Source organism: Arthrobacter sp. MYb213, from assembly GCF_002979915.1.
In the GTDB taxonomy this organism is placed as follows: domain Bacteria; phylum Actinomycetota; class Actinomycetes; order Actinomycetales; family Micrococcaceae; genus Glutamicibacter.
This window is the reverse complement of the sequence record NZ_PCQA01000005.1, coordinates 56,905-71,494: the sequence shown is the minus strand read 5'-3', so window position 1 is coordinate 71,494 and position 14,590 is coordinate 56,905. Positions and strand designations below refer to the sequence as shown.

The following is a 14,590-nucleotide window of genomic DNA, read 5'->3' as shown; positions in this document are numbered from 1 at the left end:
AAAGGAAGGCAACGCATTATTTGCGTTGCCTTCCTTTGTCTTCTCTGACGACGTCTGATGCTCTCCTGGGCGCTTTGAAGTCAGAGAAACCCGGAGGTCTAGATCATCAGTTGCATCCAGTCGAACCTCGAACTATTCCACCGTGATGGTAACCGGTTTGCACGAATAGTCTTATCCATCGACAGAGGGCCGAACGAGTTGCATTGCAACTCATCCGGCCCCCGATGGTGAACATTTATTATTCGGTGGCGAGCCCCTCTACTGGGGAAAGTTTCGCCGCTCGACGCCCTGGGGTAATCGAGGCAAGTAACGCCGCAACCAAGCTCACAGCTAGAACTGCTGCCAGCTGAGCCCACGGAATTTCATACTGCATGCTTCCCAAACTGGATAGCGCTGAGTGTGCACCGAGTAGGCCGTAGATGGCGCCTAAGATCAATCCCAATAATGCAGCAACTCCACCGATGAGTACTGCCTCAGTAGCAAGCATGGAACGCAGCTGCTTCTTTTTCAGACCCAGTGCCCGAAGGAGTGCGTTCTCTCGTGTTCGTTCGAGTACCGAAAGGCTCAGCGTGTTGGCTACGCCAATCAACGCGATAAGTACGGCTACCGCCAGAAGCCCCGAAACAATCATCAGCAATACATCGATAACCTGAGAGAACATGAACTTTTCCATGACGCCGCCGCTGACCCGAGAGTTCTCGACATTAGCGACGTCGGCAATGGTTTCCACCAGCGTACTAATTTCCGTGTTGGACAGCGATGGATCTACCTTAATCGCCACTCCAGACATTCCGTCTTTGTCTGAAATTCCCAGATTTTTTGCTGTTGCTGCCGTCAAGGTATTTTCAACGAAACTGGCCGAGGTAGTTTTCAGTTTCACTTCGTTGCCGTTCACTTTGGCAAATTTTGATTCGTTCTGCCACCAGGTGGACAGCAGTTCGCCGTCCTTCGGAACGATCTTTTGATCAAGCACCACCGCTGAGTACGACTGCGGATCAACGATCATTGCGTATTCTTCGCTCGTCGAACCGTTGAGGAAATCGATATTGACCGTGCGCATTTGGTAAGCAGCTGCGTGTTCAATGCCCTCGACGCTGCTGAGCTTAGCTGCCAACTCATCACTGTTTTTTGTGTCTTGCTGTACTTGCAAATCAATAGGGTATTCACCGCTAATGCTGCCGTTGAGCGTGGCTTTTGCACTCTGTCCGCCGACCATAATCATCGACACCAGGGTGACTCCGATCAACAGTGCAGTGGCAGTCGCGGTGGTTCTTCCAGGGTTTCGAACTGCGTTAAGCGAAGCTAGCCTTCCGGCTACCGAACGCCCAGCTAATAGCTTGCCCACGCCGAAGACCGTGGCAGGGACAAACAGTGAGGCCAGCATGAGGATGCCTGGGAAGGAAAGCAGTCCACCGGCAAAAGCGATGAGCAGGTCGCCTTGGTAGGCGCCGAAGCCCAATAGTGCTGCCCCGGCCAAAGTAAGCAACGCCCCTAAGATTATTCGAACTAGACCCGCTCGGTTCTTCACGCTTGCCGCATCGAATGGCCGCAAGGCCGCGAGCGGCGCCAGACCCATAGCGCGGCGCGCAGGAACCCATGCTGCCAGCACCGTCATGAGTATTGCGACGACGAGCGGAACGATAATACCGCGTGCATCTAAGGCTAAAGTAGCGTAGGACATTTCCGGCACGAAGCTGCGCAATAGCTGGATCAACCCAGCCATGAGAGCAATGGCCATCGCCATGCCGATTACCGAAGCAATGATGCCGATCAGCAATGCCTCGATCAGTACCGACTTTCGAATCTGTGCACGTTTGGCGCCGAGAGTACGAAGCAGTGCCAGCTCCCGGGTGCGCTGAGCGATAACTACCGAGAATGTATTCATGACGACTAGGCCGGTGACCACCAAGGCCACCAAAGCAAAGACTAGAAGGATGATGGTCAGCTGATCGGTTCCACCGGTCATACTCGCCACATCTTTGAGCACCTGCTCGTCGGCGGTATTGACCACCACGTCAGCCATGCCCTTGTCACTAAAATACTGTGCGATAGTAGATTTCGTCTGAGCGATGTCCCCCTTTGAATCGATCATCAGCAGGTTCATTCCAAAGTCTTTGCCTGCTAGTCGCTCCCAGGCGCTTTCCTCCATGGCTAGTTGCGCATAGGAAGAAAACATTGGGTCGGTGGTGGTCTCAACGATCCCGACCACCTTCAGTTCACGCGTCTTGTTCGACTCGTCCATCGCGTTGACCGCAACGGTATCGGATATCGAGACACCCATTTGTTCTGCATGTTTCTCGTCGACAACTACTTCCTCCGCTCCCAGCGGAGCGCGGCCTTCAAGCATCGTCATACCAGAAAGTTTTTGATCGGCAGAGATCGGCTGCATCATCACGCTGTAGCTGTTTTCTCCGGTATGGAGGTCCGCGCCGAAGAAGCCGTTGCCGTAGACCCCGGAGGTATCCGGAAGTTTACGAACCTCACGAATCACGTCCATGGTCAGGCTGGTCGTCTCAGCGTCCGCAGGAGTCAATTCCCAATCGATGGAGGCGACTAAATCGGCGTTTTTGTAGGCGTCGCCAACGCTGTTTTTAAGTGTTGCGCGAGTGGAAGAATCTACCGCGAGCGTAGCGCCGAGGAAGGCGGTACCAATGGCGACGGCGAGAAGCACAGCGATATATCGCCGAGCATAAGTTTTGATGTTGGCTAAAGCTACCTGAAGCATGGTCCTACTCCGCTAGGGAGGCGAGTGCCTCGGTGACGCTGGAGACGGTGGGATTCTCTAGAGAACCGACAAGGGTTCCGTCCTTCATGAGCAACACGGTGTCGGCGTAAGATGCTGCTGCCGGGTCGTGGGTCACCATAATGATGGTTTGTCCCATTTCACGGGTCGAGGTGCGCATCAAGGAGAGCACTTCTGCGCCGGTACGGGAATCCAGGTTTCCTGTGGGCTCATCGCCAAAGACGACCTCTGGGCGGGTGAGGAGGGCACGGGCCACCGCTACACGTTGTTGCTGACCGCCGGAAAGCTCATGTGGTTTGTGCGTGAGGCGGTCTCGTAAGCCCAGCGCATCGATAACCACATTGAACCATGAGCGGTCGTGCTTTTTGCCGGCTAGAGACAACGGAAGCAGGATGTTGTCTTTGGCATTAAGTGTGGGAACCAGGTTGAAGGACTGAAAAACAAAGCCGATCTGTTCACGGCGCATAGTGGTTAACTGATCATCGTTTAGCTCGGTGAGGTTCTTGCCGCCAATGATGATTTCTCCACCGTCAGCGTTGTCCAAACCTGCCAGACAATGCATCAAGGTCGACTTACCGGAGCCTGAGGGTCCCATGATGGCAGTAAAGCGAGAGCGAGCAAATGCCACGTCAACTCCGCGTAGTGCTTCTACTCGTGTGCTGTCGTGCCCGTAGGTTTTGGTGAGTCCTCGCGCTTGAACTGCGTAGTCGGTTACTTGGTGCGTATCTGTTGTCATGCCTCAATTATATAAATCCCCTAGCCAATTCAGGATCGGCCGGAAGGTCTGTATCTTCGGTAGGCAAATCATACCCAGGGATGAGAACGCGTGGTCTGAGCTCAATATCTAGGGGTTACCGACGCTAGCATTGCGAGTGATACGACGAGTCTCGATGGCTTTTGGGTTCAATTTGGAAAGTTGAATGCTCAATACTCACCTCAAAATGGTCGGCAACGCATTGCTGTAGATCGCGTAAGAGTTGGCCCGTAGCGCCGGCGGTAAACATCCGGTCTTCGGCAACGATATGCGCGGTCAGTACCGGTAGGTTTGAGGCAATCTGGCTTGCATGGAGATCATGGACCGCGATCACTCCGCCTTGTTGTTCCAAGTGCGCTCGAACAGCTTCCAGATCCAACCCTCGTGGAGTGGATTCAAGCAAAATATGTGTGGTCTCGCCCAGTAGTTTGACCGCCCGTGGCACGATCAATGCTGCTATGACTATCGCAGCGACCGAGTCGGCACTCGTCCAACCAGTGAAATGAATGACTAACGCGGCAATAATGACTGCAACCGAACCCAACGCATCATTGAGTACTTCAAGAAACGCTGCACGCATATTCAGATTAGCTTCGCGTCCACCAGAGATAATCCACATGGCAATCAGGTTTCCGACCAACCCGATGATGCCGAAGATGAGCAACCCGTCAGCGTGCACTTGCGTCGGGATAAAGAGCCGGCGCACCGCGTCGACCGCTGCGTAGATTCCGACAGCGAGTAATAGTGCAGACTGCACGGTCGCGGAGAGCACTTCGGCTCGCCGGAACCCCCAAGTGCGTTTGAGAGTAGGTTTTCGCAAGACAAGATTTGCCGCGGTCAGGGCGAGCAAGAGCCCAAATGAGTCAGTCAACATATGCGCCGCATCAACTAGCAACGCCAACGAATTAGTCAGCAACGCGCCGACCACTTCGGCGACCAGAATGGTTGCGGTAATGACGAAAGCCCAGGTGAGTCTGGTGCGGTTCACCGTGGAGTGGTCATGGTTATGCCCGTGTCCAGAACCGTGGTCGTGATCGTGTCCCATGGTTAGACCTCCTCTGGCTGATTCGGGTGCTCTTCATGCCAATGATGTTCACTGCCGGTGACGCTTGCCAACTCCACCGCTTGGGCGAGAATTAATGAAAGTTGCGGGCTTTCTGTTCGTGAATAAAGGCTGGCCCTGCCTTGAGTTCGAACGGAGACTAAATCAATTTCTCGCAGACAGGCTAAATGTGCGCTGACGGTGCTTTGGGCCAGACCCAGGTGTTCGGTGAGTTCTTTGACTTTGTGCTCACCGGTTAATAGGTGCTCGAGGATGAGCAACCGAGTAGGGTCGGCCAGCGCATGAAATAGCGCAGCCATTTTTTTAAGCTGTGTTACCTGATCTACTGCATCGTCAACCGACATTATCATCGCCATCTAACGATGATAGCGTGGAAGGCCAACTTTAGCGATCTTCATGACGCCATCCCGGCCAGCCCGAAAGTGGCATGATGAAAAGATGAGTGAAGATCTAGTCATTGGCACAGATGGCCTCGCACGCCCACTTTGGGCTTCGACCAATGCAATGCTCCGCGATTATTACGACTCCGAGTGGGGCATGCCAGTCACCGAGGAACAGGCACTCTTCGAACGCCTCTGCTTAGAAGGGTTCCAGTCAGGTTTGTCTTGGTCGACAATTCTGGCCAAACGAGAAAATTTTCGTGCCGCTTTTTGCGACTTCAACCCGCAACTGGTTGCCAGCTTTACAGACTCTGATTATCAGCGACTCATGAGCGATCCTGGCATCGTGCGAAATAAACTTAAGATCCGTGCCACCATCAATAATGCCCAAGCAACACTCGATCTACGCGCTTCTGGGGGTCTGTCCGCATTCATTTGGTCTTTTAAACCCGAGTTCACTCCCGAGCCGAGAACCTATACCGAAACCCCGACTCAAAGCATCGAGTCAAAAGCATTGGCCAACGCGCTAAAGAAGCATGGCTTTAAGTTTGTCGGTCCCACAACCATGTACGCACTCATGGAAGCAGTGGGCATAGTCGACACTCATCTAGTCGGCTCGCATCGGCGCGGATCCTCTGGAATATGGACGAAATAGATGAATTTCACGTTGCCAGTGTCAGGGGTACTGGATGTCGCGCAGACACTCTCGGTCCTCAAGGTACATTCGTTGGCAAATCAAGAGATCTTGGATCTTCATGCGGCGAGCATCAAACGGGTGCTACGCCTCGGCGGTGAATACTACGCAACGAAGCTATGGCTCAGCCCCACCGAGGTAACCGTTGAGACTCAGACCCCGCAGAGGTTACAAAGTGAGCTTGTAGATATTATCAACAGTTGGTTGGGATTACCTCAGGACCAACTGCAAGGCTACGCGAAACTGGAAACGCTCGACATGCTGAAGCCTGCGGTGAAACGATTCCCGAACCTACGGCTCATCGGTTATCCAGATCTTTTTGAGGCCTTGATGACTACTATTCTGGGTCAGCAAATATCCACTAGCGCAGCCCGTACCTTGGCAACTCGTTATGTCCAAGAGCTCGGAGAACGTCATGAGTGTGGTCTTCACGTATTTCCTGATGCGCTGAGCACCTCCCAAAATACTGCCGAGGAGCTGCAACAAATAATCCGGTGCCCATTATCTCGCGCACAAACCGTGCAACGTGTTGCTCATTGGTATGTTCACACTGGGCAATATTTGGCCGAGAGTCAGGAAGATTTTCTCGACTCATTACAGGCACTGAAAGGCGTTGGCCCTTGGACCCGTGATTACGTGGCGTTGCGCGGTCTGAGACAACAATCCATCTTTCTCCGGACGGATCTAGTGGTAAAACGGGCATTGGCCACGCTAGGGGTCAAGCAAACAGATCCCCTCGAAATCCCCGATGGCGCCGGGTCGCTAGCTACCGTTTTACTTTGGGCCCTGGATACGAAGAAAAACTGAGACATGCCGCGAGGAACGTATCGGCATGTCTCAGCATTAGGTTCGTCTGAATGAGCGCTTCAGTCGCACCGCATTTTTCGCTTTTTCGGTGTACTAGATACCGCGACGGTGAGCAATCCGCGCTAGTAATTCCAAACAACCGATGCAAGCATTTTGATCGCCTTCTTCGACCACACACGAAGAAGGCGTTGATCTCAGCTTACCTGAAAACCAACAGATTAGGCCATGGTTCAGTCGCCTAATTTATCAAAAGTATAATTAGGCTCACCTAAAGAAGCAAGGTCCTTGATCCCACACGTCGCATCATACGTTTATTTCGAGGCCCGTGGCTCGTCAAAAATCTGCCCGACCGGCGATCGCTTTTCTGCTTGAAAAGCATCCTCGGCGCGACCATAGGCCCAGTACGCCGACAACGACATGTCTCGCCTGTCCACGCCGCGTTCATCATAAAAGTAGGAACGCAAGGCCTTCACCACTTCTCGCTCACCGTGCGCAAACACCTGCACGCGCCCTGAAGGCCACGGAAACTGGCGTACTTCAGATTCTAAGATCGATGATTCCGGAGTGAACTCGCTGCCACGGTGAATCCAACGAATTCCCACGCCGCTTGGTGCTGAGAGTTCAATTTCATCCCCCGCATACTCAACTTCGATAAGCACCTGCCCAACCATGCCGTCTTCCATGGCCTCAAGAGATGCCGCAATAGCGGGGATTGCAGTTTCGTCGCCAGCAAATAAGTGGAAGTCGAAGTCACTTTGCGGCGCGAACATACCGCCCGGCCCGGAGAAGCAGACCGAGTCGCCAATCTTGGCATCGCGAGCCCAGGGTCCGGCCAAACCCTCGCTTCCGTGCACTACAAAGTCCACCTCTATGGTGCGTGATTCCGCGTCCGAACGGCGTACCGTGTAGGTTCTTCGCACCGGGAGGTCTTCACCCGGCAAGCGTTCACGTAGCGCATCCAAGTCATAGGGAGGCGTTAAGCCAAGCTCTGGCTTCGCAAAAAGTATCTTGATATAACGGTCGGTTGCCGACTTATCAACAAAATTTTCATATCCAGGACCGCCAAAGGTGAGGCGCACCAAATGATCGGAAATTTGTTGACGCTTAACAACCTGCAAAACTACCTGTGGACGCACTGGGCGACCATCTTCTGGTCGTGCCACAAAACCACTCCCCCATCGAATAAGGCTAGATAGTTCTATCCTATTTGATTAGTCGTCGAATGTTTACCGCACAAATGTCGAAACGCCTTCCATCGTGGCCAGCGAACTACGCTCGCCACTACTGAGACGCTGCACACGACCGACCGCCGGATCGAAGTAGGCAAGCGTGGTTAGTGCTTTAACACAGACATGATCGCTCACCGGATCTCGAAATTCGTAACAGATATCGAAGCTTGCAGGTTTGATATTAGCTACCCACAAGTCCACGTTGACTGGAACATTTCGGTATTCTAAGGGCTTGGAATACCGCACGCGATGCTCCACTACAAGAATCTGGACACCTTCGGGAACCGCGGAAAAAATATTTACCTTCGGCATAACACCCGGCGCACCGGTACCCCCTGGTACCCCGAATCCAGCGATCCTCGCTTCCTCCATAAGCCTGATCAAATTGACGTTGTTGACATGACCGTATGCATCCATGTCACCCCAACGCATGGGTATCTCTACACGTAAAACTGCGCCGGTCATCAGTTCGCCTCCGGCATGCGTTCTTCAGGACTGATCAATTTGTACTCAGATAGCTGTTCAAGAATTTGCGATCCATCTGGTTCATAAGTCCAGCGAATACCAGGTGTGGTGCGCCGCAGATCCGTGGAACGGCCACCTGCAAGCACTGCTTCTGAAGGAGTCAGCTGACGAATGACGATGGTACGCACGTGCTCCGGATAGCGACGCGCAAACTCAGCATAGATTGTCGGGTCATGCTGCCCATCATCGCCGATGAGCATCCACTCGATGTTTGGAAATTCCTCGGCGAGTCTACGCAACTGATCAACCTTATGTTGCATCCCGCTACGGAACCACGCACGATCTGTGGGTCCCCAGTCCGTTAGCAGCAACGGTCCCCTCGGGTACAGATTGCGCGATATGAATCTCTCTAAAGTCTGCGCGACATTCCACGCACCGGTGGACAGATAAATCGTGGGACTCGTAGGATGCTCAGCCAGTACACGTTGCATCATTACCGCCATGCCAGGTGTCGCAACACGGGCATGTTCGGAAAGCACAAAAGAATTCCATGCCGCGAGAAGAGGCCTGGGCAACGCGGTGACCACAACGGTGTCGTCAATATCGCTAATAATGCCAAAGCGCTGTTTCTCGTCGATCACAAGAACCTGCGCGGTGGCCGATTGCCCATTGTGCGCGATCAATTGAATATCATTCCACCCAACGGGCAAATCGACCGCGAGCTTAACGTCGAGTACCCCACCACGATCTGCGTGAACTTCGAAGTGCTGGCCGGCGGCTAATACCGTGACCTTACCGAAAGGTAGAACCGCGGAAGTGAAGTTTCGAAATCCACGGATACCATCTTCGACAACTTTGGCTTTATGCTTTCCGCCTTCAAAGGCGCCGGGTTTAGCCATTACGACTCGCGCCAGGACACGCACCCACCCACCGTCTTTAGAGGCATAGCCATATCCGTTATAGGGAAGGATTACTGGGTCTAGACCCTTGTCTATGGCACGACGTGCCCGAAATTGCAGAAACTGATCTTCAATTCGCGACGCGACGTGGCGCGCGACCCCATCATTTGCAGCATGGCTCATATTCCTAGTCTTTCACGTTCAACGGCTTCGATGTGGCTCAAAACAAAAGCCGCTATACCTCTTGCCTTTTTCTACATAACGTAGAAAACTTAGGTTATGAGATTCGAACACGAAAACGGTGCACCCGTATTGGTGCTCAACGATGAGCAATCTTGGGAATTACTCGCCCACACAGCACATGGACGGGTAGCCACGACTGTTGGCGCGATGATCGATATCGTCCCGGTTAATTACGCGGTTCATAAGGGGAATATTTACCTACGAACTTCACCTGGCAACAAACTTGCCTCGATGGTGGTTAATTCTTCTATCGCGTTCGAGGCGGATGGAATTTTATCTAATGAGGCTTGGTCCGTCGTTGTCCATGGAACCGCGGAAGTACTAGAACACGAAGCCGACATCACTGAGGCACGTGAAAGTGGTGTCACCCCGTGGGTACAGACAATTAAAGATTTCTGGATCCGAGTTACCGTCGACTCAATTTCGGGGAGACACTTTATTCTGGGCGAACAGCCAGAAATCGTCTAGTGTTTCGCTAACAGCCCGCAGGCGATAGTTGTGATGGCCGCTCAAGGCGCCGGCCATCACAACTAGTACGCAGGCTATTTTTCTTGGTCGTAGCGGTAAAATCCCTGACCGCTCTTACGTCCGATCTTTCCCGCACCGACTTTCTCGGTGATCATCGGGTGCGGCTGATCGCTCGGCTCACCAGTTTCCGCGTAGGTCGCCTGCGCGATGAAATCAATTACGTCCAATCCCACCAGGTCCATCAATTCAAAGGGACCCATAGGGTGGCCTAGTGCCGTGCGTGCGGTGGTATCGATATCCTCGATACTCGCTACCCCTGTCGAAGCCAAATTCAGGGCTTCTTGCTGAATAGCGCCCATCATACGGTTAGCGATGAACCCTGGAATCTCCTTATTCACCAGCACTGGCTCCTTGCCCAATGCTCGGGCCACCTCAGTGACCGCAGTAATCGTCGCATCGCTAGTCTGCGCATTTCGCACAATCTCCACACATTTCATCACCAAGGCCGGGTTGAAGAAATGCATGTTGCAAACTTGGGAGGCCCGCCCACTCGCTTCAGCTACGTGGGATGATGCCAAGGTCGACGAGTTTGTTGCAAGAATCGCGTGGGCTGGCGCGTGCTGGCCCAACTCGGCGAAGATGGCTCGCTTGATATCCAGGCGTTCGGTGGCAGCCTCGATCACAAGATCCGACTGCGCAGCACTGGAAGCTAATTCGGTGGATTGAGTCAGCCGAGCTAGGGCCAACTCAACGTCTTCGGCGCTCAATTTACCCTTGGATATTCTCCCAGCCGCCCAATTTTCCAATTCCGCGCGAGCTGCTTGCAAGGCCGAGTCTGAGATATCTTGCAGGACCGTCGTGAAGCCGCTCAGCGCACAACTCATGGCAATCTGACGCCCCATGGTCCCGGCGCCAATGACGAGAATATTATTGATACTCAACTTTTCTTCTTCCTAACCTCGTAAATAAACTGTCGTGGTGTGAGTATAGAACTCTCTCGCCGCTGCTCCTTGCTCTTTCGGACCATAAGCCGAAGCTTTGGCACCGCCAAATGGTACATGCGGATCGGCTCCGGCAGATTCCGAATTCACATGGAGAATGCCGACATCTAGGCGTTGCTGCGCGTCGATAGCCGTAGCTAAGTCCCGGGTGAACAAGGCTAGACTCAACCCAAATTCTGAGTCCTCAGCAGCGGCAAAAGCCTCTTCATTTCCAGAGACTCGCAACAAGGTGAGTACCGGCGCGAAAAATTCGTCGCGCCAAGCCGGATTGGCTCGGCCTCGGGCATCATTGCTGATCCCCAAAATTGTGGGCGCGATATAAGTTGCGCCCTTAGGTGCCAGACCTTCAAAGACGACCTCGGCGCCCTCGGACTTCGCCTTGGTAATCCCATTCCGGACGGAGTTAGCTGATTTGATATCAACGACAGGCCCCATATGTACGGCTGGATCCAGCGGATCACCGGTAACCCATTGGGACAATCGTAGGATGAGTTTTTTCAGAAATTCATCGGCAATAGACTCGTCAAGGATGAGTCTGCTGGTGGCGGTGCATTTTTGTCCGCTAGACCGAAAAGCGCCGAACAGTACTTGTTCGCTGGCAAGATCCAGATCCGCATCAGCAAGCACTACCGAGGCATTCTTACCGCCCATTTCAGCTTGCACCGGTATTCCGCGCGCCGCTCCCAGAGCACAGAGTTTACGTCCAACTCCTGTAGACCCAGTGAATGACAATCCTGAAAGCTGTGGCTGATCCATAATTGAGTCCCCCAGCGAGCCAGGACCGATGATCAGGTTAAGCACTCCCTCCGGCAGGCCCGCATATTCAAAGGCCTGGACCAACCGCGTCGCCAACAACGGGACGAGGCTTGCAGGTTTGAACACCACGGTGTTCCCAAAAATCAGTGCCGGCGCAATTTTCCATGCGGGGATGGCTATCGGGAAGTTGAACGGCGTTACGATCCCCACCACGCCCAAAGGCTTATGGGACACCAGGATCTGTTCTCCCGCGCGAGGAGAGTGGAAGATACTTCCGCTGCTTCGTTCAGACTCCGCTGCGTAGTAGGACAGTATTTGCCCTGCCCTACGTACCTCGCCGATTCCTTCGGCGAGAGTTTTGCCCTCTTCGGTGGCCAGCTCGGTTCCAAACTGCTGCGCATGCTCGTTAAGATAAGCCGAGGCCCTAAGGAGATACCCTGCGCGTTCGGCCATAGGCGTGGCGGACCAGCTAGCCCTGGCACCCTCAGCTGCTGTGAAAGCCTCGGTGACCTGTCCGGTATTTGCGGCTTTTCCAGTGGCCACGAGAATCTCTGGGTCGGCTGCACTCGTCGAGACGATCTCGTCGGCTTGGCCGAGGTTCCACTGGCCATTTATATATTGGCGGAGAGTTACTGCGGTCTGCTGTGTCATATTTTTCGGCTTTTCTTGTACAGAAGATCTTTAGCGGAAGGCCGGAATGCCGGTGAGCTTATTACCAAGTATCAGCGTGTGCACTTCATCGGTTCCTTCGTAGGTACGCACGGACTCTAGGTTGTTGGCATGACGCAATGGCGAGTAGTCCAGAGTAATGCCGTTACCGCCCAAAATGGTTCGAGCTTCTCGACAGATTGCGATGGCCTCACGGCAGTTATTGAGTTTGCCCACTGAAATCTGGTGCAGATCCAGAGATCCGGCGTCCTTCTGACGACCAATATGTAGCGCAAGCAGGAAGCCCTTGTTGATCTCCAAGGCCATGTCGACCAGTTTCTGCTGTGTCATCTGGTAACCGGCCAGCGGCTTATCAAACTGCAATCGTTCTTGCGAATATTTCAACGCCACTTCAAAGGAGTCGCGTGCAGCGCCCATAGCACCCCAGATAATTCCGTAGCGAGCTTCATTTAGACAAGAGAATGGGCCCTTGAGACCGACCACGTTGGGAAGCACTGCGGTTGCCGGCAGACGAACCTCGGTCATTTCAATTTCACATTGTATAGAGGCACGCATTGAGAGTTTAGGCTCAATGGGTGTGGCTTTGAACCCGGCAGTCTTGGTGGGAACCACAAATCCGCGGATACCTTCGTCGGTTTGCGCCCAAATTACCGCTACCTGAGCAACGTTGGCCAAGCCGATCCAACGCTTCAGTCCGTTGAGTACCCAGTCATCCCCATCCCGGCGGGCGAAAGTTGTCATGCTAGAAGGGTCCGAACCCGCGGTCGGCTCAGTCAAACCAAAACAACCAATCGCTTGGCCCGCTGCCATCTGTGGCAACCATTCTTGTTTTTGCTCTTCCGAACCGTGCTTGTAAATGGCGCTCATGGCCAATGATCCTTGAACCGAGACGAAGGTGCGTAGTCCGGAATCTCCGGCCTCCAATTCGGCACCAGCTAGACCATATTCAACTGCTGAACGTCCTGCACAGCCGTAGCCTTCAAGGTGCATGCCAAGCAGGCCGAGCTTCGCCATCTCCGGTACGATTTCCAAGGGGAAAATGGCTTTTTCATACCAGTTCGCAATATTCGGCTTGATGTTTTCATTAACAAATGAGCGCACGTTGTTACGTAAGGCGAGTTCTTCGCCGCTGAGTAACGCATCAAAATTGATCAGATCGGCCGGATCTAGAGGTGCAGTCGACAGTGAATCATTCATGAAATTATCTCCTTTAGAGTTTGGTGGTGCTGAGAAAAGACTGCTGGTGTTCGCCTATGTCTGGAGGCACAAGACGGTATTCTGCTTTACTTCGCGAGAGGTTAATAGGACTTGCCACCTGTGTTGAATGCCGTCCGGTAGCTGAGTCCTCGATACTCACCAGCGGTTCCAGTCCGAGCGTTGCCGCGAGCTCTAAGGCTTCACCGACAGAGTTGACTTTGCCTGCTGGAACTCCAGCCTGCATTAGGCGATTTGTCCACCGACTAGCGCTGTCCTGAACGGTAATTTCTTCAATGAGCTCCTTGAGCTCGCGTCGATGTTTTACGCGCTCCAGGTTTTCAACAAAACGTTTGTCGATGGCGAGCTCAGGCACCCCTAGTTCTGCAACCAAGGCCGAGAACTGGCGATTATTTCCGACAGCGATCACCATTACTCCGTCCGCTGTTGCGAAGGTTTCATAAGGCGCGATACTCGGATGCGCATTGCCCAAGCGCGGCGGCGATTCACCAGTGGCTACGGTACTGCTGGCTTGATTCGTGAGTCCTGCCAGCATGGATGTCATCAGCGAAATATCTACCTTTTGCCCTAGGCCACTTTGTTCGCGTTCGCGCAGGGCAAGCAGGATTCCGGTCGTTGCATTCTGGGCCGCAAGTACATCGACTAAAGCCACACCGACTTTGCTTGGCGTCCCCTCTGGTTCTCCGGTAATACTCATCAATCCGCCGACAGCCTGAACCAGAAGGTCAAACCCTGGAAGAGTGGCACCACCCCGGTCACCGAATCCGGATATTGAGCAATACACCAGGCCGGGGTTCGTTTCCTTAACAGATTCGTAGTCGAGTCCGAATTGGGTGAGCACACCGGGACGAAAGTTTTGTACGAGCACATCTGCATCGTCAATAATTTTGCATAATTCGCGCAGTTCGTCGGAGTTTTTGAAATCAACGACAATTGCCTGTTTATTACGGTTCACTGCCGAGTAGTACGTGCTCACACCATCGCTGGTGACAGGTGGCAACCACCCTCGCGTTTCGTCCCCCGCGCGACTTTCGACTTTGAGCACCTCGGCCCCGAAGTCGCCCAGCGTCATGGTACATAACGGACCGGCAAGAATCCGCGACAGGTCTACGACCTTAACGCCTTGCATTGGTTGAGTCATGGGCCACCTACGATCTAATCCTAAAAAGTACAGTTACATGTTGCATGCAACTGTATGTCAATT

General features: G+C 53.4%; 14 protein-coding genes. 3 read left to right on the top strand and 11 right to left on the bottom strand.

Going from position 1 to position 14,590, the window contains the following annotated elements; translation table 11 throughout:
• Window positions 1-238: 238 nt before the first annotated feature.
• From CQ011_RS12765 to CQ011_RS12750, 4 genes are all read right to left on the bottom strand, one after another.
• Window positions 239-2,725 carry an ABC transporter permease gene (locus tag CQ011_RS12765; protein WP_105678111.1) on the bottom strand — a complete coding sequence of 829 codons (2,487 nt, stop codon included), beginning with the start codon at window positions 2,723-2,725 and terminating at the stop codon, window positions 239-241.
• 4 nt (window positions 2,726-2,729) lie between these two features.
• A complete protein-coding gene (locus CQ011_RS12760; RefSeq protein ID WP_105678110.1) occupies window positions 2,730-3,479 on the bottom strand; it encodes an ABC transporter ATP-binding protein in 750 nt (249 codons plus the stop codon).
• 124 nt (window positions 3,480-3,603) lie between these two features.
• Window positions 3,604-4,542: a cation diffusion facilitator family transporter gene (locus CQ011_RS12755; RefSeq protein WP_105678109.1), complete on the bottom strand. Its 939-nt coding sequence runs from the start codon at window positions 4,540-4,542 to the stop codon at window positions 3,604-3,606.
• A gap of 2 nt (window positions 4,543-4,544) precedes the next feature.
• Window positions 4,545-4,916 (bottom strand): ArsR/SmtB family transcription factor, encoded by a 372-nt coding sequence (locus CQ011_RS12750; RefSeq protein WP_105678108.1) that lies wholly within the window; start codon window positions 4,914-4,916, stop codon window positions 4,545-4,547.
• An 82-nt stretch (window positions 4,917-4,998) separates the two neighbouring features.
• Between CQ011_RS12750 and CQ011_RS12745 the strand changes: the two genes are divergently transcribed.
• Both CQ011_RS12745 and CQ011_RS12740 read left to right on the top strand, forming a co-directional pair.
• On the top strand, window positions 4,999-5,595 hold the full coding sequence (locus CQ011_RS12745; RefSeq protein WP_105678107.1) for a DNA-3-methyladenine glycosylase I: 597 nt from the start codon (window positions 4,999-5,001) through the stop codon (window positions 5,593-5,595).
• Window positions 5,596-6,441, top strand: a complete 846-nt coding sequence (locus tag CQ011_RS12740; RefSeq protein WP_105678106.1) for a DNA-3-methyladenine glycosylase family protein — start codon at window positions 5,596-5,598, stop codon at window positions 6,439-6,441.
• A 311-nt stretch (window positions 6,442-6,752) separates the two neighbouring features.
• Here the strand turns inward: CQ011_RS12740 and CQ011_RS12735 are convergent, their stop codons facing one another.
• The 3 genes from CQ011_RS12735 to CQ011_RS12725 form a co-directional block, all read right to left on the bottom strand.
• Entirely contained in the window at window positions 6,753-7,604 is an 852-nt protein-coding gene (locus CQ011_RS12735) for a siderophore-interacting protein (RefSeq protein ID WP_181148111.1), read from the bottom strand.
• A gap of 63 nt (window positions 7,605-7,667) precedes the next feature.
• Window positions 7,668-8,135, bottom strand: a complete 468-nt coding sequence (locus CQ011_RS12730) for an acyl-CoA thioesterase (RefSeq protein ID WP_105678105.1) — start codon at window positions 8,133-8,135, stop codon at window positions 7,668-7,670.
• A complete protein-coding gene (locus CQ011_RS12725; RefSeq protein ID WP_105678104.1) occupies window positions 8,135-9,217 on the bottom strand; it encodes an App1 family protein phosphatidate phosphatase in 1,083 nt (360 codons plus the stop codon). Before CQ011_RS12725 ends, CQ011_RS12730 begins: the two co-directional genes overlap by 1 nt.
• A 96-nt stretch (window positions 9,218-9,313) precedes the next feature.
• Here CQ011_RS12725 and CQ011_RS12720 point away from each other — a divergent pair, with 96 nt between their 5' ends.
• Window positions 9,314-9,745, top strand: a complete 432-nt coding sequence (locus CQ011_RS12720; protein WP_105678103.1) for a pyridoxamine 5'-phosphate oxidase family protein — start codon at window positions 9,314-9,316, stop codon at window positions 9,743-9,745.
• A gap of 74 nt (window positions 9,746-9,819) precedes the next feature.
• Here CQ011_RS12720 and CQ011_RS12715 read toward each other — a convergent pair whose 3' ends face one another.
• From CQ011_RS12715 to CQ011_RS12700, 4 genes are read right to left on the bottom strand one after another with little or no spacing between them, the layout of a single operon-like run.
• On the bottom strand, window positions 9,820-10,686 hold the full coding sequence (locus tag CQ011_RS12715) for a 3-hydroxyacyl-CoA dehydrogenase family protein (RefSeq protein WP_105678102.1): 867 nt from the start codon (window positions 10,684-10,686) through the stop codon (window positions 9,820-9,822).
• A 12-nt stretch (window positions 10,687-10,698) separates the two neighbouring features.
• Window positions 10,699-12,153, bottom strand: coding sequence for an aldehyde dehydrogenase family protein (locus CQ011_RS12710; protein WP_105678101.1), 1,455 nt, complete (start codon window positions 12,151-12,153; stop codon window positions 10,699-10,701).
• A gap of 30 nt (window positions 12,154-12,183) precedes the next feature.
• A complete protein-coding gene (locus CQ011_RS12705; RefSeq protein ID WP_105678100.1) occupies window positions 12,184-13,368 on the bottom strand; it encodes an acyl-CoA dehydrogenase family protein in 1,185 nt (394 codons plus the stop codon).
• Window positions 13,369-13,381: 13 nt separating this feature from the next.
• On the bottom strand, window positions 13,382-14,527 hold the full coding sequence (locus tag CQ011_RS12700) for a CaiB/BaiF CoA transferase family protein (RefSeq protein WP_105678099.1): 1,146 nt from the start codon (window positions 14,525-14,527) through the stop codon (window positions 13,382-13,384).
• Between the last annotated feature and the right edge of the window lie 63 nt (window positions 14,528-14,590).

What these genes read in the sequence shown, in the direction of transcription:
- CQ011_RS12710 (WP_105678101.1), bottom strand. Translation starts at nt 12,153, where the DNA reads ATGACACAGCAGACCGCAGTAACTCTCCGCCAATATATAAATGGCCAG.
- CQ011_RS12700 (WP_105678099.1), bottom strand. Translation starts at nt 14,527, where the DNA reads ATGACTCAACCAATGCAAGGCGTTAAGGTCGTAGACCTGTCGCGGATT.
- CQ011_RS12730 (WP_105678105.1), bottom strand. Translation starts at nt 8,135, where the DNA reads ATGACCGGCGCAGTTTTACGTGTAGAGATACCCATGCGTTGGGGTGAC.
- CQ011_RS12745 (WP_105678107.1), top strand. Translation starts at nt 4,999, where the DNA reads ATGAGTGAAGATCTAGTCATTGGCACAGATGGCCTCGCACGCCCACTT.
- CQ011_RS12755 (WP_105678109.1), bottom strand. Translation starts at nt 4,542, where the DNA reads ATGGGACACGATCACGACCACGGTTCTGGACACGGGCATAACCATGAC.
- CQ011_RS12720 (WP_105678103.1), top strand. Translation starts at nt 9,314, where the DNA reads ATGAGATTCGAACACGAAAACGGTGCACCCGTATTGGTGCTCAACGAT.
- CQ011_RS12750 (WP_105678108.1), bottom strand. Translation starts at nt 4,916, where the DNA reads ATGGCGATGATAATGTCGGTTGACGATGCAGTAGATCAGGTAACACAG.
- CQ011_RS12705 (WP_105678100.1), bottom strand. Translation starts at nt 13,368, where the DNA reads ATGAATGATTCACTGTCGACTGCACCTCTAGATCCGGCCGATCTGATC.
- CQ011_RS12765 (WP_105678111.1), bottom strand. Translation starts at nt 2,725, where the DNA reads ATGCTTCAGGTAGCTTTAGCCAACATCAAAACTTATGCTCGGCGATAT.
- CQ011_RS12760 (WP_105678110.1), bottom strand. Translation starts at nt 3,479, where the DNA reads ATGACAACAGATACGCACCAAGTAACCGACTACGCAGTTCAAGCGCGA.
- CQ011_RS12740 (WP_105678106.1), top strand. Translation starts at nt 5,596, where the DNA reads ATGAATTTCACGTTGCCAGTGTCAGGGGTACTGGATGTCGCGCAGACA.
- CQ011_RS12725 (WP_105678104.1), bottom strand. Translation starts at nt 9,217, where the DNA reads ATGAGCCATGCTGCAAATGATGGGGTCGCGCGCCACGTCGCGTCGCGA.